Origin of the sequence: Solibacillus ferritrahens (assembly GCF_037027585.1) — a bacterium.
Classification (GTDB): Bacteria; Bacillota; Bacilli; order Bacillales_A; family Planococcaceae; genus Solibacillus; species Solibacillus ferritrahens.
This window is the reverse complement of the sequence record NZ_JAXCLE010000006.1, coordinates 20673-41708: the sequence shown is the minus strand read 5'-3', so window position 1 is coordinate 41708 and position 21036 is coordinate 20673. Positions and strand designations below refer to the sequence as shown.

Below are 21036 nucleotides of genomic sequence, written 5' to 3'. Positions count from 1 at the left end.
CCAATTCTTATTTTACCTTTTAAACGAGAGTTTATAAGAACCCGTTTAAATCGATAAAAAACTTTAATTGAAAGCGCAATTTTCTCTAATAAATATAAAAAAGCCCTAACCGCGAAACGCGATTAGGACCTAGTACTCTCGATAATACCACCTAATTTTACAAATAGCAATCATTATTTAACTATACCAATTATCTCTATTTTAACATTTGATTAACTCTCTCTATCCGACGCTTTATTTTTACCTATTAAAACGGATACTCCCTTGGGTCTGTCTGAACGGAAATCCATTTCGTTGTTGTAAATTCATGAATTGCCCATTCCCCGCCATATCGACCTAAGCCTGAAGCTTTTTCTCCGCCAAAGGCAACAATTGGTTCGTCATTTACCCCCTGATCGTTGACGTGAATCATTCCCGTTACAATTTGTTTCGCGACTTCAACACCACGTTCAGTTGTACCGGCATGAACGGCACCGCTTAGTCCATAGTCACTGTCATTTGCAACGCGAATTGCTTCTTCTTCGCTATCTACAACGATTACGCCTACCGCCGGACCAAAGATTTCTTCCTGTGCAATCGGCATATCATTCGTGACATTCGTCAAGATTGTAGGAGCTAATACATTTCCCTCAACTTCACCTTTCAAAGCATATTCTGCTCCTAATGCAATACTTTTGTCGATTAAATTTTGTATTCGTTTGATTTGTTTATTGTTGATTAGAGGACCAACAACAACATCCTCATTTTTGGGATCTCCATATTTAATCTGGGATGCCTTATCCACAAAGGCCTTCATAAACGCTTCGTATGCTGGGCGCTCGACAACAATTCGATTCAGCGACATACAAATTTGTCCGCTATTCAGGAATTTCCCAAAGGCTGCAGAAGCTGCTGCTCGTTGTACATCGGCATCTTTTAGTACAATCATGACATTGTTCCCACCAAGCTCTAAAGCTACCCGCTTAAGATGTCTTCCGCAAAGCTCCCCAATATGCCGCCCTACAGGAGTAGAACCAGTAAAAGAAATAATCTGCGGAATGGGATGTTCAATAAAAGCATCTTTAATTTCAGAAGAGCTACAAACCGTAATATTAAATAAGCCTTTTGGAATTCCAGCCTCCTCAAAAATTTCCCCTAGAATGAGACCCCCTGAAATCATTGTTTGCAAGTCTGGCTTAAGCACTACCCCATTACCAGTTGCCAAAGCTGGCGCAAGGGAACGCATTGTTAAATGAAATGGGAAATTGAATGGACTAATAATACCCACTACCCCTGCAGGATTGTGAAATACTCGATTTTCCTTCCCAGGAATGATAGATGGCATGATTTGCCCGTGCATTCGAAGAGGGAATGTAGCGGATTCTTTCATAATTCCTATTGCGGCAGAAACTTCAATGTTTGCTTTCGTATAGGAAGCCCCATTCTCCTCTACTAATACCTTTACAATTTCATCTCTTCGTCTTTCTACTATTTGTGCAGCCTTTTCTATAATAGCTTGTCTTTGATAAGGATTAACCTGTTCCCACTCTTTTTGGGCTTCTTTGGCAGCTTGATATGCCTTATCTATATCCTTTTCATTTGCCAATCGAATTTCCGAAATCGTTTCCTCGTTATAAGGATTCTGATCTACATACACTCTGTCGCTATTTCCTTCTATCCATTCGCCACCAATATATTGTTTATTAAATTTTTTATACATAAGTACCATCCTTTCCAAAGCCTTTTGCTGCATAACTTAAACTTATCTTTTACTTCAACACTTCTTCCCGATTAGTATTAGTAATAATCCTCACTCCATACATTGTTTTCCTCTTAAGGGCTTACAATTTCCCACGTTTAATACAAGAGAAATTTCACAAAAATGAAAAAGCGCTTTAAATCCTATGATTCAAGGATTTAAAGCGCTCTTTAATTAATTCAAAATAAAACTAGCGAAAAGTAAAAAGATGGATTACTCCACTCCTGCATTAGAAATAGAGGCTTTATTAAGCCGCTCTTGACGTTTTGCTGGGTCGAAACGGCGCTCCAGCCAGCCCAAACCTATATCTACAATGACCGCCATTAACGCCGTCGGAATTGCACCGGCCAATATTATGGCTGTACCATCCGTTGCGTTCGTACCGCGGATAATGATATCTCCTAATCCGCCCGCACCGATGAATGCGCCAATTGCCGTAATCCCTATTGCTATAACTAGTGCAATACGGATACCTGTAATAATTATCGATAAAGATAACGGCAGTTCGATCATATAGAGAATTTGTCTACGTGTCATCCCCATACCGCGCCCCGCATCCGTTAAACTTTTATTAATGGTAGTAATGCCAGTATACGTATTTTTAATAATCGGTAGCAATGAATAAAGGAATACCGTTGCGATAACCGTTGATTTTCCTAAACCGAGTACCAGCATAATCATGGCCATTAAAGCTAGTGCCGGAATCGTTTGAATAATATTTGCCAATGTAATGATAAACCCTGCTAGCTTCATATTCTTGGCGATAAAAATGCCGATTGGAATTCCAATAATTGCAGCAAGCAATACACCGTATACTGAAATGTAAAAATGCGTAAAAAATAATTCAAGTACATATAGACCATTTTCCTTGAAATAATAGAAAAGCTGTTCAAATGTATTTAATTGCGATAAATCTTCCATTAGTCACCCTCCTCATTACTGAAATAATTATTTGCGATCAGGAAATTTTCTGCTACTACAGAGGGTTCTAATAAATTATTATCTGATAAATAGTTTAATTCCTGCATTTTATCTGTAGAAATTTTGCCAACTAAACGCTGGAGAATGCCTTTTAGTTCTGGCTTTGCCTCTAAAATTTCATTCGTTGCAAGCACGCTTGTTTCATAAGGTGGGAAGAAGTTCAAATCATCTTCAAGAACCTTTAAGTCATATGACGCAATACGGCCATCTGTTGTATACCCAAGGACAGTGTCGATTTCACCTGCTTGTACAGCATCATACACTAAACCAATTTGCATTGGATATGTACGTTTAAACTGAAATCCGTATTCCCGGACAAAAGCCTTAAAGCCATCACCTTCACGACTTAGCCAAGATGTATCAACACCTGCTTCAATATCAGCAGCGATTGCAGCCAAGTCACTGATTTTATTGAGGTTATATTGTTGCGCTGTTTCTTGCGTTACCATAAACGCATATGTGTTTTCGAAGCCATACGAGTCAAAGAAAGTTTGATTGTATCTTTCCTGAAACGCTTTTTGCACAAAGGCCAATGCCTCGGCTGGGTCTTTTATAAGTTCCGCATTTAAAGCACCCGTTATGTCTGTACCTGTATAACGTGTTGCAGAGATGTTTGCGTCACCTTTGATCATTGCTTGGTGTACAACAGTACTGGAACCAAGGTTATTAATAATTTCTACTTGTTCATCTGAATAATATTCAATCATATGTTTGAGCATATAGCCCATAATTTGTGATTCAGTTGTGACAACACTTGCAATCTTAATTTTCTCAGTATTGCTTGCCTGATCACCGCCAATCGAACAGCCAGCAAGAAAACTTAATGCCAGCAGTATACTCCCGAATAAAAGAATCGTTTTTTTCATCCTGTTAGCCTCATTTCTCTACTTTTAGTCCTTTTGGTGTTGTCCAAATCTCTACTTTAGACAATATAAAATCAGTGAGCAGTGCCAATGCCGTAACAAGTACTGCACCGCCAATAATTAGTTCTGTTTGATAGAGGTTTAAACCGTTAAAAATGAAATCACCTAAACCACCAGCCCCGATATACGATGCAAGTGTTGCCCAAGCAATGACGTAAACAGCAGATAGTCGTACACCTGCCATAATGACCGGGATTGCTAGAGGCAATTCCACCATCCATATAGACTGCAATGGCGTCATCCCCATACTAATGCCCGTTTTACGCAAATCGGCATTGACAGATTTCAGTCCGATATAAGTATTGTTGAGAATTGGAAGTAAAGTATAAATAAACAAAGCAACAATTGCCGGTACTTTCCCAACACCTAAAAATGGAATCATAATAGCTAAAATGGCTAAAGAAGGTAATGTTTGGAAAACACTTGTAATGGCTAATACAATTTTTGCTATTGTTTTGGTTTTAGATAAAAATATACCAAGAGGAATCGCGAAGATTACACCAAGAAATAATGCAATAATGGAAATATAAAAGTGTTCCCATGTTTTTAATAGTATGTCACTGCTGTTTTCAGTAAAAAAGGCTATCATTGAACATTCTCCTCTCGAGTTACAAGAAGAGCATTTTTATTTTCTTCCTCGTCGCCCCAAATCGTGTCATAAATCGTATCAACAATATTAGCACGGGTAATTAATCCGATTAGTTTGTGGTCGTTGTCGACTATCGGGATGTTTTGAAGGTTCCGTTTTAAAATACGGCGGACAGAATCCTGAAGTTTTGTCCCGGTTTTAACGTATATAACCTCTCGTTGCAATACTTCATTAATACTTTGCTGTGTTCGTTGCGGACCTGTAAAACTATCAACGTTTAAATAACCTATCAAACGTTTGTCAGCATCTGTCACGAATAACGTATCAACCCGTTTTGATACCATCAGACGAAGTGCATCGTCTAGACTTTTTTCAATTGTAATGGAGATAGGCTGTATCATTACTTCATCTACTATTTTGACGCTTGGTTTATTTTGAATTAGGCGGTGGGAGCCAATAAAATCGCGTACGAAATCATTTGCGGGGTTTGCTAATATATTGTCTGGTGTATCAAACTGAACTACTTTCCCTTCGTGCATAATGCAAATTCGGTCAGCCAGCTTGATCGCTTCATCCATATCATGTGTTACAAAAATAACGGTTTTGCCAAGGCGCACTTGCAAATCTTTCATTAGGTCCTGAAGTGTGTCACGTGTGATTGGATCTAATGCACCAAATGGTTCATCCATTAAAATGATGTCCTGATTTGCCGCCAATGCACGTATAACACCGATTCGCTGCTGCTGACCACCGGATAATTGGGCAGGATACATATCCAAGTATGAGGTAGGTAGGTTTACAAGTCCGATTAAACGTTCAGCTACTTTGTCCTTTTCTTGTTTATCCCATTTTAGGAGTTTTGGTACGAGGGTAATATTCTCTCGGATGGTCATATGTGGCATTAAACCTATTTGCTGAATAACATAGCCAATTTGTCTGCGAAGCTGCACTGGATTCATTTTGGATAAATCCATTCCATCCATCATGATTTTGCCACTGGTCGGCTCAATCATGCGATTAATCATACGGAGTGCGGTTGTTTTACCACTGCCGCTTGTTCCGATAAAGACGATAAATTCGCCTTGTTCAATATCAATACTTAAATTGTCTACCGCCTTTTTGTTACCACGGTAAGTTTTCGTTAAATTTTGTATGGATAGCATACAATACCACTCCTTTTCATCAAAATTAGAATTTTAAAACCCCTTAAGGATTTCACATAATTCTTATATTGCTTAAGCAACCTGCATTAAAATACCCATTACAAGCAGATTACAAACCATTACAAATGTTTCGTACAATCGAACGGGATAATTAATATATTGCTCAAAAGTAACAACTTAACATTTAAATTAAGTTGCTTTACAATCTATTATATAATATAACTGAAAAAATAAAACCATCAGTTAGTTTAGTTTTTTATCAGATTAGACAATGACAAAATGACTAATCAAATTATTTTGTAAGACATTGATGAACTAAATAAATTAAAAAGGAGCATTTCGAATATCGAAAATGCTCCTTTAGACGAATTCCGTTAAACTGGAAAGTCAATGTTTCCTCAATTATTTAATTTGGCTTAACAAGAATTTTTACTTGATTTCGTTCTTTTAACAAAGCATCAAATCCTTCTTCAACGACTTGATCTAGTTTAATTTTTTTCGTAATAATTTTCTCAGCTGAAAAATATCCTTGTGCCATTAAACTAATTACCGCTGGAAATACATCGCGGTATCCGATAATTCCTGTTACATTGCGTTCGTTTAGTACAATATCTTTTGGATCAACAGAAGCTCTATTTTCAAAAATACTTACAATCATCGCTTCTCCACCAACTTTCACGGCATTAATGGACTGCGTTAATACTGGATCGACGCCGGAAACCTCAAAGGATACATCTACTCCACCATTGGTACGTTTACGGATTTCCTCTACTACGTCGACTTCTTTTGGATCTATGACAGTTGCGCCAAATTCCGCTGCCTTCTGCTTTCGTTCCTCAGAAACTTCACTTACAAAAACTTCGGATGCCCCCGCAGCTCTTAATGCTTCTATTATTAATAAGCCAATTGGTCCTGCCCCGAATACAGCCGCTTTATCTCCTACTTTAAAAGTACTTTGCTTTACCGCGTATAACGCAACGGCAGATGGTTCTACGAGTGCTCCCTGTTCAAAGGAAACGCTATCAGGAATTTTATGAAGCATGACTTCAGGAACATTCGCATATTCTGAAAATCCGCCGCCTCCTCCAGCTAAGCCAAAGAACCCCATTTTTACACAAAGGTTATATTTACCCTGTTTACAGGACTGACATTCACCACAAGCATAAATCGGTTCGACGACAACACGATCACCAACCTGGACTTTTGTTACACCCTCACCGACTTCTACCACATGTCCGGAAAATTCGTGTCCCAATACAATCGGTGCCTTGTCGCCACTTAACGGGTGTGTTTCTATTGGAATAAAGATTGGCCCTGCCGTATATTCGTGTAAATCGCTCCCACAAATTCCGCACCACTCCACTTTAACCTTAACTTTACCCTTCTCTGCCTTTGGTTCTTCAATGTCCTCTACTCGTATATCTTTTACACCGTGCCATCTTAATGCTTTCATGTACTTAGCTCCCTTAGTAAAAATAATTTAAAACCAAACTTTTCTTAGTATTGGCTATTTTGATTATTATTATTTGGTTTTTATTTTTAACTTTAAGTAAACATGATCCGCAGAATTACAAAAGAAGATCCTGCCTAAATATTTAGACAGGACCCTCGATGTTTATTTCAACATTGTTGTTTTTAAAAACTCTTGAGTTCGCTCCTCTTTCGGATGTTCGAAAAATTGCTCAGGATCGCCGCGCTCGATAATTTCCCCATCGTTCATATACACAATCCAATCGGCTACTTCTCTAGCAAATCCCATTTCATGCGTAACAACAACCATCGTCATTCCTTCATTAGCCAGTTCTTTCATCGTAGTTAAAACCTCTCCCACAAGCTCTGGGTCAAGTGCTGAAGTCGGCTCATCGAAAAGCATGATGTCTGGTTCCATTGCAAGTGCTCTTGCAATGGCTACCCGTTGCTTTTGCCCGCCTGATAGTTTATTAGGGAAGACATCGGCCTTATCTTCCAAGCCTACTTTTTCTAGTAATTCTTTTGCTTTAGACGTTGCGACTTTTTTGTCAACGCCCTTTACCATAACCGGAGCTTCAATAATATTTTCCAAAACGGTTTTATGAGGGAATAGGTTGAAATGCTGAAACACCATTCCGACCTTTTCTCTAATCTTATTCAAATCGTCGTTGCTAGGATCGACTTCTTTACCTTCTATAATAATACTGCCACTATCTTTTCTTTCTAAAAAGTTTAGACAGCGAAGAAGAGTACTTTTCCCTGAACCACTTGATCCTATTAAACAAACAACATCGCTTTCGTAAACGGTCATGTCGATATTTTTTAATACATGCAACTCACCAAATGACTTATTCAATTGGTTTACTTTAATCATTTCCTTTGCTTCCATCGGTCTTGCCTCCTACCTATCGCTAATTGCTAATTTCTTTTCTAATCGGTTTACTATGAATGTTAACAATGCTACCAGTACTAAATAGTAGACTGCTACAATGAGTAAATAAGTCATTTCATCAAAATTATTGGACCCTAGTGTTGTCGCTACATTAAAGAGTTCATTCATGGAGATAAATGCGGCCAACGAAGAATCTTTCAAACCGATAATAAATTGGTTACCAAGAGGAGGTAGCGCTCGGCGGAATGCCTGCGGAAGAATAATTCTTCTTAATGTCAGAACTTTGGTCATCCCTAAAGAGCGTCCTGCCTCCATCTGACCTTTGTCGACTCCTTGGATTGTCCCACGAAGGATTTCAGAAATATAAGCGCCATTATGTAATGCCAAAGCAAGTGAAGCAGCCCAGAAATCTGGAATCAGGAAAATCCCGCTAAGTCCGAAGTATAGAATAAAGATTTGAACAATCAACGGTGTTCCTCGAACTAAAAAAACATATACATCTGAAATGAGTTCTAATACTTTTATTTTAGAAATTTTCATTAAAGCAAAGAAAAGTCCAATTACGATCCCTATCAGGATGGATACAACCGTCAGCTCTAATGTTAGGAGCATGGCTTTAAGAAAAACATCTTTTGTGTCTATTAATACTTCAAAAAAATGTGAAAAACTTGGCACTGTACATACGTCCTTTCTTCTTTAATAAATTGAATTATTCCGGTTTTTTTGTAATGTCCTCACCAAAATATTTCATACTGATTTTTGTGAGTGTTCCATCTTCCCGGAGATTTTCCAGCGCCTCGTTAACTCGCTTCAAAAGGTTCGGGTTATCCTGTGGCAGTACAATCGCTTGTTCACTTCGCTCAATTAACTGTCTACCCTCAATTTTAAAGCCTTCTTTTGCAGCATTTTTACCGGTAACAAAATCGGTAATTACCGCATCATGACGTCCGCTGTTTAATGCTTGCAAAGCTGTGATATCGCTGTCATAGGTTTTTATATTGTCTGTATACTTGGAGGCAGTATCAGAATAGGTTGAACCTTTTGCTACTGCTACTTCCTTTCCCGCTAAATCGTCAACAGTCTCAATTTCACTTTCTGGTCTGGTGAAAATTTGCGGTCCGGAATAGTAATAGGGGGTACTGAATGAAACATGTTTACTTCGCTGAGGATTAATCGTGTGGCTGGCAACAGCTACATCTGCACGGCCAGTTTTGACTCCTTCTACAATTCCTTTAAATTTGATCCGCTTTTGAACAGGCTCAAGACCTAGTTCCTTTGCGATTGCTTCGCCAACTTCAATATCAAAGCCTGACATGCTAAGATCTTCATTATTTACAAAACTAAATGGCTTAAATTCGCCAGAAGCAGCAAAAACAAACTGACCTTTATGTATCAGTTCAGATCCATCGGCAAGCTTCTCTTTCTCGGCACAAGCAGATAAGAAGCAAACCGCGAGTAAACTGAAAATGAATATGATTCTTTTATTAAACTGCATATTTCCTACCATTCCCTTTCATAAATTTATAAGATCTTTTGCTAAGTACCTTACAATAAAAGTGAATACCCCTTTAGGTGTCCACTCAAACAAAAAGTGCCAGACACCTATACGGCACCTGACACTCTTTGCATAATTATTCAATGTAAAATGGTTCGTTTCGCAGATATTATTGCTATAGGTAGAAAATTTATCATTACCGAATCATAAAAAAATAAAATAAAATTCTAAAATATTTAATGGAATTTAGGAGGAAGTCAATTATTTTCCCATAAAAAAACTGCATTCCAAACATTGGAATGCAGAACTTTTGTACATTTTATTGAGCTGTAATTCCGCCATCTACAACAAATTCAGAACCTGTTGAGTAGCTAGACTCGTCCGAAGCTAAGAATACTACTAATTGCGACACTTCTTCTGGTTGAGATACGCGTTTTAGAGGAATATGTTTTGCAAACTCTTCGATAGCCGCTTTAGAATCTTCCTGCATAATCATTGGAGTGGCAATTACTCCTGGGTGTACTGAGTTTACACGAATGCCCATCGGCGCTAAGTTTAATGCAGCAGCTTTTGACATACCACGAACAGCAAACTTAGTATCTGTATAACCTACTGCACCACCAACTAAGCCGTTGATCGATGAAATGTTGACAATAGAGCCGCCGCCAGCTTTCATCATTGAAGCAGCTACTGCTTTCATGCCTAGGAAAACAGATACTTGGTTAATATTTACGATTTTCATGTATTCATCTAAAGACATTTCTAACATGTTTTTAGCCATTGAAATTCCAGCGTTGTTTACTAATACATTAATAGGGCCAAAAGCTTCTTCTGCTTTCTTTATTACATTTGCCCAATCTTCCTCAGAAGTAACATTCTGTTTTACGAAGATGGCATTTTCACCTAGTTCTGATGCAAATGCGTTACCTTTTTCTTCATTTAAATCTGTTAACACTACTTTTGCACCTTGTTCTACAAATGCTTTTGCGTGTGCTGCACCCATACCTTGTGCTGCACCTGTGATTATAGCTACTTTACCTGATAAACGAGACATATAAATTTCCTCCTCTAAATAAGTGATAGTCGACTATCACTTTATCATCTTTACAATAACAATATTTCACACACACGTCAAACTTAAGATTTAATAAAATTTAAAAACATTTCTTTAATTAATTGTAATTGCTTTTTTGGATCAAGTTTTACCGGTAGTTCTGGGTCGTGTTCAGTTAAAAAAGATTCTACCGTAAAGTAACTTATATTTTGAACAACCGTAAAAACATATTCAGGAATGTCTATACCTTCTCGAATAGACTGATCTTTCTCTCCCTTCTTTGCAATAAGATATAACACATGTGCCATTTTTCTTCGAACTTTAATATAATCATGATATTCGTTCGAATCCTGCGGCATTTGTTTATATGCTTCGATTGCCTTGAAAAACTTTATAAACTGATGCTGTGGATCATCAATTAAATCAATATAATACGTTAAAATACGTTCAATTTGTTCATACGCAGACGAAGATTCGCTAACAATCCGTTCTAACTCGAGATTCATTTGCGAAATTATTTCATTATGAACAGCTAATATTAGAAGTTCTTTATTCGCAAAATAACGATAGAAGGTTGCTATGCCAATCCCTACCTCTTTAGCTACGTCTTGTAATTGAACTTGCTGCACATCATTTTTTAATATCATTTCTTTAGCTACCTCGATGATTTGTTCTCGGCGTTGTTGCTTCATTAGTTCTCTTTTATTCAATGGTATTCCCCTCAATAAGCTTATTATAGCCTTATTTTAACATGATGATGCTCTTTTATTTGAGAGCCGTTACTCGGAATAAAAAATAAAATTTTATTTATATAAAACAACATAAAAAAACACCGCAACAATTATAGTAAATCGTTGCGATGTAAATATTAACGTAGTCTTTCTAAATCCTGATAATCTTTCATGTATGGGCCATCTTCTGCCACAGCTGAATGATATAATGCTTTAACAGCAAAGTTCTTCTCAAGACCCATTTCTGATTTTAATTTCTTTAATTCATCATGTAGCTCGCGATGTTCATTTATAAGTTTTAGCATTATCGTTTTATTATATTTCATATAAAATCACTCCATTTAGTTGATCACTTGTATGATGACAACTTTTAAATAATTGAATTCCGGGAAGTTGTGTGGCACCGTAAAATCTTCCGGTAATTGATGCTCTTCCAGAATTTTATAGCGAGTACCGGCATCTTTAAACGCTTTGTCGATAAACGTTTTGAACTTTTTCATATTAAAGCTTGCGTTATTTGTTGAGGCAATGATAACCCCATTGTCATTTGTAATAGCTAATGCATCCTTCAACAACTTCGGATAATCCTTAGCCGTGCTGAATGTCATCTTTTTCGTACGGGCAAAGCTTGGTGGATCAAGGACCACAACATCAAACTTCAAGCCTTTACGAGCCGCATAGCTAAAGTAATCAAATACGTTCATTACTTTTATATCTTGTGATTCAAAGTCAATTCCATTCACACTAAATTGCTCGATTGTTTTCGGCAAGCTTCGTTTAGCCAAATCTACGCTCGTTGTGCCAGCCGCGCCACCAAGTGCTGCTGCTACAGAAAACGCACCTGTATAAGAGAATGTATTTAATACCGTTTTCTCTAGAGAATAGCTGTCTCTTAAAGCTTTGCGTACATTACGCTGATCAAGGAAAATACCTGTCATTGCGCCATCATTTAAATCGACCGCAAAATTCATGCCATTTTCCTGCACAATTAACGGGAACTCACCTTTTTCGCCAGTTACATAATCATCTTGATCGATATATTGGCCGTTCGTATTGAAGCGTAGTTTTTCATACACACCGCGCGTATTGACTGCTTGCTTTAATGCTTCATAAATTTCTTCGCGGAATGAATAAATGCCTTCACTATACCAGCTCACCATGTAAAAACCGTTAAAGAAATCTATCGTCAAGCCACCAATACCATCGCCTTCACCATTGAATACACGGAATGCGCTTGTATCCTCTGATGCAAAGAAATCTGCGCGCTTTTCAGCAGCTTCTCGAATTTTTTTCGTGAAAAACTTAACATCAATCTGCTCTTTTTCTTTACGGGAAAGAACCCAGCCAATCCCTTTATTTTGTTCACCGTAATAGCCTGTTGCAATATAGCCGCCATTTTTATCGACTAAATGCAGTAGGCTGCCTTCTTCAATTGATACTTCATTAGTTACAATCGCATCTTTTAAAATGAGTGGATAGCCGTTAGTTAAATCTTTAATTGCTTTTGCATCTACTTGTAGTTCTACTTTTTTTCTCATGTTTTCATCCTTACTACTGTTTTTCGTTCAAAAAAAGAGAGATTTGTGTATACAAATCTCTCCGTACTTCTTTAGTTTACTACGAATGACGGACAATAGCTACTCACACCATTAAGTCGTCACTTTAAATACTGTTTTCATTTTTTCAATAATACCACCCGAAGAATATGTTAAAACACTTCGTTTGTAGAATGATAGGCTCAGGAAATATAACGCTAATACAGTACCCAACAACAAGCCGAAGCTAATAATTGGTTCGATCGCACTTATATCTGTTGCACCTAAACGCATCGGCATAACCATTCCCGAAGTAAATGGAATGTACGAGAATACTTTAATTAGCATCGTATCTGGATTGCCCATACCTGTAAGCATTACATAGAACCCTACAAGAGTCAGCATCATTGCCGGCATCATCACTTGACCTGCTTCCTCTACCTTTGAAACAAGTGAACCGAATAGTGCCCCGATGATTAAATACATAAAGATTGTTAAGAATAAGAATCCCATAACATACAGGAAATAGCCGATTGACATCGAATCAAGCAAGTTCGTTACGATGGACCATTTATTACCCCCGTCCGAGAAGCGGAGCAGTAACAGCAAGCCACCAAATAGGATGATAAACTGTGTAAGTGCTACTAAAAATACACCAACGATTTTCGAACGGAAGTGGATTTCAGGCTTTACACTTACAAGTAACATTTCTAGTGCACGTGACCCTTTTTCTGAAGCCACGTCTGTCGTAATAATTGATAAATAGGTTGCGACAAAAATATAAATAATAATACCGATTGCATATGAAATCCATACACCAGCCATTTTTTCATCAGCGGACTTCCCATCTGCTGCTGCTTCATTAATCGAATTTAATGTAATAATTGGTTCAGATGATAATAAAAGTTGCTGTTGCTCCGGTGATAAATCTAATTGACTCATCGCATAAATTTGACCTGCTTGGCTTAGCATACCTTGAAAGCTTTGCTGATCATTTAACGGTAACGGGTCATAGGATTCAATTTTTGCTGCCAGTTTTCCGTCTGCATCCGTTAATGTAAAGGCCGCATAATAGTCCCCGTCTTTTAATTTCTCGGCGACTTCACCTGCTGTTACATATTCGTATTCGTAATCATCTGTATTTTGCAGTACTTCCGATACATCAAAATTTGTTTCATTTACAACTGCAATCGTGTCAGCATCGCCAGAGAAAATCAAGTCTCTTATTTCAGACCAGTACATAATCCCCGCAAGGACGACTAAATAAAGTAATGTAGTTAATATAAATGATTTAGCTGATACTTTTTGTTTATACAGTTGTTTGACAAGTACCATAAATTTAGACAAGACCAGCACCTACTTTCTCTTTGAAAATCTCATGCAATGATAAATAATCCAAACTGAACTTTTCCATATAGCCTCCATTGGAAAGTAAATCGAAAATAGCAGGTGCATAAGATTCGTCTTCCAAAGTCAGTACTGCCTGTGAGTCACGCTCCATTTTCACATGAACTACACCAGGGAACTTGCTTAACTCTTCAAACGATTTGTCTGTTCGCACTGTTAATTTCGTTTTGCCGTATTGCTTTTTCAAATCGAGCAATGAGCCGGAGAACAATGATTCACCACGTTTTAATAAACATAGATGATCACACAGCTCCTCGACATTATCCATTTGGTGACTTGAAAATAAAATCGTCATTCCTTGATCACGTAAATAAAGAATCGCATCTTTCAGCAACTCCATATTAACTGGGTCCAGCCCACTAAACGGCTCATCCAAAATTAAAAACTTCGGTTTATGGATAAAGCTTGCAATAAGCTGTACCTTTTGTTTATTACCTTTTGAAAGTGTTTCTGCTTTTACATTGCGCTTTTCTTCCAGATCAAAGCGTTGAATCCAGAAATCGATATCCTTTTTAATTACCGCTTTATCCATACCGTGAAGCTCACCGAAGAAGTACAATTGCTCTTCAACTTTCATTTGTGGGAAAATGCCGCGCTCTTCCGGTAAATAGCCTAAAATATCACGATCGACGGATTTAATCGGTTGCCCGTCCCACGTAATTAAGCCTTCCGTCGTATCCTGCAAATCCAAAATCATACGGAATGTCGTCGTTTTTCCAGCTCCATTTTGACCGATTAACCCGAAAATTTCACCTTTTTCAATTGTAAAATTAAGCCGGTCGACTGCCACAAAATCTCTGTATCTCTTTGTAACATCTTTTAGTTGTAACACCATTCTCATTTCCCTCCTTAATTTTCAAACATAGCCATTTCTTTTTTTAAAATACGTTTTCGCTTTATAACATTGATTGTCGGAACGATTAGTAAGAGCACAGCGAGTAAATTCATAACACTGATGAAGAAATTTAAATCATACGTAAGTTCCACCAACGCAAACGCACCATTAGTACAGACCGCCAGGAAATTAATAAATATTAATAGATAATATATCGACAGCATTCGATTGAAATACGTTAACTTGGAAGACGCATCACTATATAATTCAAATGGTCCTTTACTTTTATGCCGGCGAAAATATAGCCAGTTTAAACGTTTCTGAACAAGCTCGATTCCAGCGCTTTCCGTAAAGTCCAAGTATTCTTTCACATCTTTTCCTTTAAGAAAGTGATCAAGTACTTCTAGACGGTACTCGTATTCACCTTCCTCTCCCTGCTCAAAATAATAAAATGAAAATCGTATTTTTTTAAGATGCCAGCCCTTACTTGCCATGTCATTAATCCATTGCTCTTCTTTCGAATCATCAAAGAAAAACTTAAATATACGCATCACATATCCCCTTTGCTTATATCGTTTCATAAAGCACTTTAATGCGGGAAGTTTCCAATTCGCCAAGATGTGATGACATACTCCTTTTTACGTGCTTCCCTCGTTAAAGTTTCAATATTTTGTAAAAATTTTCTCCCGGATCAGGTAAAGTAGCGACCCTATTATTTTTCATACATTGCTATTTCTCTTTTTAAATTTTGTTTACGGTAAACTGTTTTTGCTAGCGGGTATAAAAGTGCAATGAAAACCCCTGTGTTTAGGCCGGCTATAAAGCTATTAAAGCGTAGGCTTTCATCAAGCAGCAAAACTGATCCATTTATGATAGCAGCAATTAAATTTAATACCGCCAAAGTGCTATATATAGTAAAAATGCGATTTACATATGACAGCTTCGAGCTTTGATCGCTATACAGCTCAAAATTCCCTTTACTTTTATGCTGACGGAAATACACCCAGTTAAATCTTTTTTGCACAACCTCTATCCCTGTACTTTGAACAAAGTCTAAATACTCATTTGCCGCTTTACCGTAGCCAAATCCTTCAAGCATTTCTGTACGATACTCATATTCTGCTGGTTCACCCTTGTCAAAGGAATAAAGCGGAAAGTTGAAACTTTTGAAATGCCAACCCTGACTTGCCATGTCATTAATCCACTGCTCTTCTTTTGCATCATCCATGAAAATCTTAAACTTGCGCATCACAAATCCCCTTCCGCTTTTATAATTTTTCTTCCATTGTTATAGAGCTCTTTAATGCGGGTAACTTCAGCTTCGACAATCTGTTTGCCAAGCGATGTAATGACATACTCTTTTTTCCGTCCTTCCCCCGCTAAAGTTTCAATAAATTTCTTTTCCTGTAAATTTTTCAGTGCACCGTACGTTGTTCCCGCGCCTAACTTTACACGCCCATCGCTCCATTCCTCAACGATCTGCATAATACCGTAGCCGTGGCGTGGTTCATATAGTGCTAACAAAATATAATAAACCCCCTCTGTTAAAGGTTGCTGCAACAAAATCCCCCCGTTCTATCGACATCTGATATATCGGCTCTTGATATATAATATATCGGACGCTGATATATTGTGTCAACAAAATTTTGGAAATAAAGATAAAAACTGATAAACGAGCAGAGTTACTTGCGGAAACATCCAATGTGGGGACATGTATCGTTGAGGGAAGCACCAGTAGCCCCTCTATTTCCTGAAAAAATCATTTTTTCATATTGTTCAATACTTGGTTCATATGAAAGCGTGATCGTTAGAATCGGTAGCGAACAATAGCATCGCATTACGCAAAATAAGCGGAGATTTTACCGCTATTTGCTGACTTGAACCGTTTTATGCGGAAAATAAGGGAAGGTTTTACCGTTATTTTAGTTTTAAGCATTCATTATTGCGTATTTTGAATGAATAAGGGAAATTTCTTCCGTTATTTGGGCACATTTTTAAGTTTTTTACTGAATAAGCGGAATTTCTCCCTTTATTTTTTAGATTGGGTGCTTAATGTGATTTCCCAATCGTTAAGAATGAACTGTTTAAAAAATAAGCGGAGATTTTACCGCTATTTGCTGACTTGAACCGTTTTATGCGGAAAATAAGGGAAGGTTTTTCCGTTATTTCAGTTTTAAGCGTTCATTTTTGCGTTTTTTGAATGAATAAGGGAAATTTCTTCCGTTATTTGGGCACATTTTAAAGTTTTTTTCTGAATAAGCGGAATTTCTCCCCTTATTTTTTAGATTGGGTGCTTAATGTGATTTCCCAACCGTTAAGAATGAACTGTTTAAAAAATAAGCGGAGTTTCTACCGCTATTTGCTGACTTGGGACAGTTTATGCGGAAAATAAGGGAAGGTTTTTCCGTTATTTTAGTTTTAAGCGTTCATTTTTGCGTTTTTTGAATGAATAAGGGAAATTTCTTCCGTTATTTGGGCACATTTTTAAGTTTTTTACTGAATAAGCGGAATTTCTCCCCTTATTTTTTAGATTGGGTGCTTAATGTGATTTCCCAATCGGTATGAACGGACTCTCTTCGTGCCAGATGCGGGGATAAGCATTTTCTTCTCGACTAGTTGAGATAAGACTTTTCTTGCGGTTTTGTCACTTAGCTTCAAACATGCGAAGACTTCTTTCGGGAAAATGGCTTCCCCTTTTCGAACTGCCAGCCGAAGAACTTCCTTTTCGTAATAGGTCAATTCTGTCCGGTCCAGTTCATCACCCAGCCATTGTCCAATTACTTGCTGCACAATCTGTTGACATCGCCGAGGCTTCTCTTTCACTTGGTCATAAGAAAAACGAATTACCTTCCATCCGTCAATTACTAATTGATTTTGGCGTTCGAGATTGTCTGCAAATTGCCATCTACTTATATTCTTTAAGTGGGGACCATACCCGTCAATTTCAAAGCATATCCGGATACCGGGACGGATATAGGCAAAATCTAAATACCTTTTGCCGTCTTTAAAATCATCCACTTCATATTCAGGATGAAGGTAATTAAAATGGTAATAAATCGGCCACCACACTTGTTTTAAAAACAGCATTTCCGCCTGATTGTGACCTTCTTTTAATCGGCGCAGCCTTTCTCCCGTTCTCGACTGTATGTGTGTATTCAAAAAAACTTGATATTCTTCTTCAAAACTCATAGAAATTTCCCTCCAGTATAAATTTTAATGTAGATAAAAAGTAAAGGATGAATGTGGAAGCTGTTTGAGGCTCGTTCCAGGGGTAATACGGAGATAACTATTTTCAGTTTAATAATCCCCATAAATTTGTCAATCTTTATAACCAAAAAAACCGATTCCCTGTTAAGGAAACCGGTTTTTCACTATACTGCTATTTTTTATAGTAATCGACAATCCCGTTATAAATGGATTGTGCATAGATTTCTACATACTTATCATCTACTAATTTTTTGCGGTCTTCAGCATTTGAAATGAATCCAAGCTCAACTAATACAGAAGGGATAATCATATTGCGCGTTACATAGTATTGCGCTTCTTTAACGCCGCGATTTTTCATATTCGCATTGTTTACAATTTCTGTATTAATATATGTGGCAAGCTTTTTATCTTCTTCATACTGGTCACCCGTTGTAATGCTATAGTACGTTTCTGTTCCTTTTGCACTTGAAGATGTTGCAGCATTTACATGAAGGCTTACATAAATTTCACCAAACTTGTCCTGCGTATATTTCACACGCTCTTGTAATGATGGATACGTATCGCCTGTACGTGTCATGTGTACTTTCGCACCGTCTGCTTCAAGCTTCTGTTTTACAAGATTAGAAACTTTTAATACAATCGCTTTTTCCGTATGACCTGAGTTAACGGCACCTGGATCCTTACCGCCGTGACCTGGATCTAGAATGATAATACGGTCTTTTACAGCACTGCCTTTTTCATTCATCAATTTGATATATGATTTATGAACATAGCCTGTATCTTTACCTGCTGTTACCTTTGCCCAATAACCGTTAATCGAATGAACCGCAATAACTGAGCCTTTTGATAATTTTTTTATTGTCTTGGATGAGCCTGATGCTGTTTGACGCATATTTAAGCCCGTAACTGTCACTTTACCAATTGTATTTGTTGTCGCGATTGGATGATCATCTACATCCGTTTTTGGAGGTTCTACAACAGATCCCCCTACAACCGTCGTACTTTCTTTTACAATATAGCCAGGTACTCCGTCGACAGTCGTTAAATAATAGCCGCCGATTTCTTTATAAACAGACAATGCTGCTCCAGCTGAAATTTGCGTTATTTTTTTTGAAGAAGAAGTTGGTTTGTAATATAGGTTCAATGTTGCACTTGCTGTGACAGCCTTAATTGATGGACCAATTGCATTACCATCTTGTTCAAGGAATTTGGCATATGATTTACTAATATAGCCGTAATAACCTTGATAAGATACTTTTAACCAGTTTCCTTCTACTGCATAAACGGATAATTTACCGCCTGTATTAACTCTTCCAATTACTTTGCTTGACGTATTCGGACCAGTACGAACATTTAAGCCATCAGTCGTTACTGATACTAAACCGATCACTTGTGTCACATCTACTGCATCAAGTTGATCTGGTAATGCAAGACGGTATTCATCACTTTTTGCCCGCGCGATAAACGATGCAAACTGCGCTCGTGTTACTGAGCTTTTTGGCATATATTTGCCATCATTTCCTTTTGTAATCCCGTTATAATAAATTGCTTTTATATAAGAAGCATATGTATTCGATGTCGTTACATCTGGGAAAACAATCGCTAAGTCCTTGTAGTCATTGACATTTAAATTGAAAGCCACTGCTAATACATGGCTCATTTCTTCACGTGACAGGGGTGCATTAGGAGAAAATTTTCCAGACTTTGCAGAAAACAATCCAAGCTGTTTAGCTCGTTCAATATAAGTGGATTGCTCTGTACCGACCAAAACATCCGAGTAAGAAGACTTACTTACTTTCAGTGGACTTTTACCTGCAGCAATAACTGCCATTTTCGCGGCCTGTGCACGAGTCACACTCATGTTTGGTTTATAATATGTTTTGCCATTTTCCTGATATCCTTTAATAGCACCTAAGCTAATTAAGTATTGGATTTCTTCGGAAGTGGCATCGGTTGTCGCAACATCTGCAAATACTACTTTAGCTGATGTCGGTGTAACAGCTAGTGTACAAACGAGGAAGATTGCAACAACCAATGTAATCAATTTTTGATTCATTGTTTCCCTATCCTTTCATAAGCTGTCTCCATCATTGTATAGTAGAAATAAGGAAATAAATAGAGGTAAAACCATATTTAATATCAAAATCTTGTTACAGTATAGTTACAAAATGATTACATCCGATAAAATTTTTGTTTATAGAGGAAATTAATCGGGTAAATAGTACATTTCGTATCCTCTAAAATTAGGTATTTCCGCCGTTTTTTAGCCATTTTAGAAAGTCAATCCTAGGATTCCAATTTTCCTACGATAGTTTCTGCAATCTAAAAATAAACCCAAAAATATCATTGTGATAGTATAGACGAAAAAGAATTTTTTCATAATTGTTACTAGAAAGGAAGATTCGATTGGAGAATTCGCTATTTTTAGAGCGTTATTTTTCAAATTTGAAGCTAATGCCGGGTTTATTTTATTCATGGGAACCTGCAATCCGCTTTGAACTGGGAGACACAGATGATAACGATCATATGAAATACTTAGCAGGAAGTTATGAACGTGCCGCAACGTTATATAACAATTTGCATAGACCCGATGACGAATGCATTATAGTCATGGATGTATTGGAAGTAGATTTGAAACGAAAAAATTTAACCCCTTTTTTAAATAGAAGCCAACACTTTCGTATCGATATGACTACATATGAAATGGAAGAGATTTTAATTTACCGCTTTGAAATAGCCTGCAAAACTGAAGAGATTGCAGTTTTAAAATTATTGCGGGCGGTTGTTAATTCAGATTTAGGCGTTAAACCGAATATTCCTCATCGTGTATACATACTGAATAAACGCACACAGACCATTTTCCATGTATATGATGACCGGGGTTGTGATGTTTTAGGAAGTGATGTTGAAACGCTCAGACCATTGTATAAGCAATATAATGATTGGATCTTGGATTATGATAGAGAAGCCATCACTCGTATGTTTGAAGGATAGATAGAAGCTGAAAGTATGGGCA

General features: G+C 37.4%; 21 protein-coding genes. 1 reads left to right on the top strand and 20 read right to left on the bottom strand.

Annotated elements, in window-relative coordinates; translation table 11 throughout:
* Window positions 1–247 precede the first annotated feature (247 nt).
* From SNE38_RS07520 to SNE38_RS07425, 20 genes are all read right to left on the bottom strand, one after another.
* A complete protein-coding gene (locus tag SNE38_RS07520) occupies window positions 248–1699 on the bottom strand; it encodes an aldehyde dehydrogenase family protein (protein ID WP_191703574.1) in 1452 nt (483 codons plus the stop codon).
* Between the two features lie 252 nt (window positions 1700–1951).
* Entirely contained in the window at window positions 1952–2659 is a 708-nt protein-coding gene (locus tag SNE38_RS07515; RefSeq protein WP_191703575.1) for an ABC transporter permease, read from the bottom strand.
* A complete protein-coding gene (locus SNE38_RS07510) occupies window positions 2659–3585 on the bottom strand; it encodes an osmoprotectant ABC transporter substrate-binding protein (RefSeq protein ID WP_191703576.1) in 927 nt (308 codons plus the stop codon). Before SNE38_RS07510 ends, SNE38_RS07515 begins: the two co-directional genes overlap by 1 nt.
* 10 nt (window positions 3586–3595) lie before the next feature.
* Window positions 3596–4231, bottom strand: a complete 636-nt coding sequence (locus tag SNE38_RS07505; protein ID WP_191703577.1) for an ABC transporter permease — start codon at window positions 4229–4231, stop codon at window positions 3596–3598.
* The gene (locus SNE38_RS07500) at window positions 4228–5394 is read right to left on the bottom strand and encodes an ABC transporter ATP-binding protein (RefSeq protein ID WP_191703578.1); all 1167 of its coding nucleotides are present in this window, start codon (window positions 5392–5394) and stop codon (window positions 4228–4230) included. The genes SNE38_RS07505 and SNE38_RS07500 overlap by 4 nt, the downstream gene beginning before the upstream one ends.
* A gap of 406 nt (window positions 5395–5800) precedes the next feature.
* On the bottom strand, window positions 5801–6847 hold the full coding sequence (locus tag SNE38_RS07495) for a 2,3-butanediol dehydrogenase (RefSeq protein ID WP_191703579.1): 1047 nt from the start codon (window positions 6845–6847) through the stop codon (window positions 5801–5803).
* A gap of 162 nt (window positions 6848–7009) precedes the next feature.
* Window positions 7010–7753, bottom strand: coding sequence for an amino acid ABC transporter ATP-binding protein (locus tag SNE38_RS07490; RefSeq protein WP_318247683.1), 744 nt, complete (start codon window positions 7751–7753; stop codon window positions 7010–7012).
* Window positions 7754–7765: 12 nt separating this feature from the next.
* The gene (locus SNE38_RS07485) at window positions 7766–8431 is read right to left on the bottom strand and encodes an amino acid ABC transporter permease (protein ID WP_191703580.1); all 666 of its coding nucleotides are present in this window, start codon (window positions 8429–8431) and stop codon (window positions 7766–7768) included.
* A gap of 34 nt (window positions 8432–8465) precedes the next feature.
* Window positions 8466–9251: a transporter substrate-binding domain-containing protein gene (locus SNE38_RS07480; protein WP_191703581.1), complete on the bottom strand. Its 786-nt coding sequence runs from the start codon at window positions 9249–9251 to the stop codon at window positions 8466–8468.
* 319 nt (window positions 9252–9570) lie between these two features.
* Window positions 9571–10305 carry a glucose 1-dehydrogenase gene (locus SNE38_RS07475; protein ID WP_191703582.1) on the bottom strand — a complete coding sequence of 245 codons (735 nt, stop codon included), beginning with the start codon at window positions 10303–10305 and terminating at the stop codon, window positions 9571–9573.
* An 83-nt stretch (window positions 10306–10388) separates the two neighbouring features.
* A complete protein-coding gene (locus tag SNE38_RS07470; protein ID WP_336046219.1) occupies window positions 10389–10997 on the bottom strand; it encodes a TetR/AcrR family transcriptional regulator in 609 nt (202 codons plus the stop codon).
* 176 nt (window positions 10998–11173) lie between these two features.
* Window positions 11174–11362 carry a hypothetical protein gene (locus tag SNE38_RS07465; protein WP_191701867.1) on the bottom strand — a complete coding sequence of 63 codons (189 nt, stop codon included), beginning with the start codon at window positions 11360–11362 and terminating at the stop codon, window positions 11174–11176.
* A gap of 15 nt (window positions 11363–11377) precedes the next feature.
* Window positions 11378–12574, bottom strand: coding sequence for a class I SAM-dependent rRNA methyltransferase (locus SNE38_RS07460; protein WP_191703584.1), 1197 nt, complete (start codon window positions 12572–12574; stop codon window positions 11378–11380).
* A gap of 111 nt (window positions 12575–12685) precedes the next feature.
* Window positions 12686–13927: an ABC transporter permease gene (locus SNE38_RS07455; RefSeq protein ID WP_318247684.1), complete on the bottom strand. Its 1242-nt coding sequence runs from the start codon at window positions 13925–13927 to the stop codon at window positions 12686–12688.
* Window positions 13911–14813: an ABC transporter ATP-binding protein gene (locus SNE38_RS07450; RefSeq protein WP_191703586.1), complete on the bottom strand. Its 903-nt coding sequence runs from the start codon at window positions 14811–14813 to the stop codon at window positions 13911–13913. The genes SNE38_RS07455 and SNE38_RS07450 overlap by 17 nt, the downstream gene beginning before the upstream one ends.
* A 14-nt stretch (window positions 14814–14827) precedes the next feature.
* Entirely contained in the window at window positions 14828–15364 is a 537-nt protein-coding gene (locus SNE38_RS07445) for a DUF2812 domain-containing protein (RefSeq protein WP_191703587.1), read from the bottom strand.
* A gap of 161 nt (window positions 15365–15525) precedes the next feature.
* Window positions 15526–16062, bottom strand: coding sequence for a DUF2812 domain-containing protein (locus SNE38_RS07440; protein WP_336046218.1), 537 nt, complete (start codon window positions 16060–16062; stop codon window positions 15526–15528).
* Complete coding sequence (locus SNE38_RS07435) at window positions 16062–16373, bottom strand: PadR family transcriptional regulator (protein ID WP_404829011.1); 312 nt, start codon at window positions 16371–16373, stop codon at window positions 16062–16064. Before SNE38_RS07435 ends, SNE38_RS07440 begins: the two co-directional genes overlap by 1 nt.
* Window positions 16374–17339: 966 nt before the next feature.
* Complete coding sequence (locus tag SNE38_RS07430) at window positions 17340–17972, bottom strand: DNA-binding response regulator (protein WP_336046217.1); 633 nt, start codon at window positions 17970–17972, stop codon at window positions 17340–17342.
* Window positions 17973–18192: 220 nt separating this feature from the next.
* Complete coding sequence (locus tag SNE38_RS07425; protein ID WP_336046216.1) at window positions 18193–20076, bottom strand: N-acetylmuramoyl-L-alanine amidase; 1884 nt, start codon at window positions 20074–20076, stop codon at window positions 18193–18195.
* A gap of 350 nt (window positions 20077–20426) precedes the next feature.
* Between SNE38_RS07425 and SNE38_RS07420 the strand changes: the two genes are divergently transcribed.
* On the top strand, window positions 20427–21014 hold the full coding sequence (locus SNE38_RS07420; protein WP_336046215.1) for a DUF3885 domain-containing protein: 588 nt from the start codon (window positions 20427–20429) through the stop codon (window positions 21012–21014).
* Window positions 21015–21036: the final 22 nt, after the last annotated feature.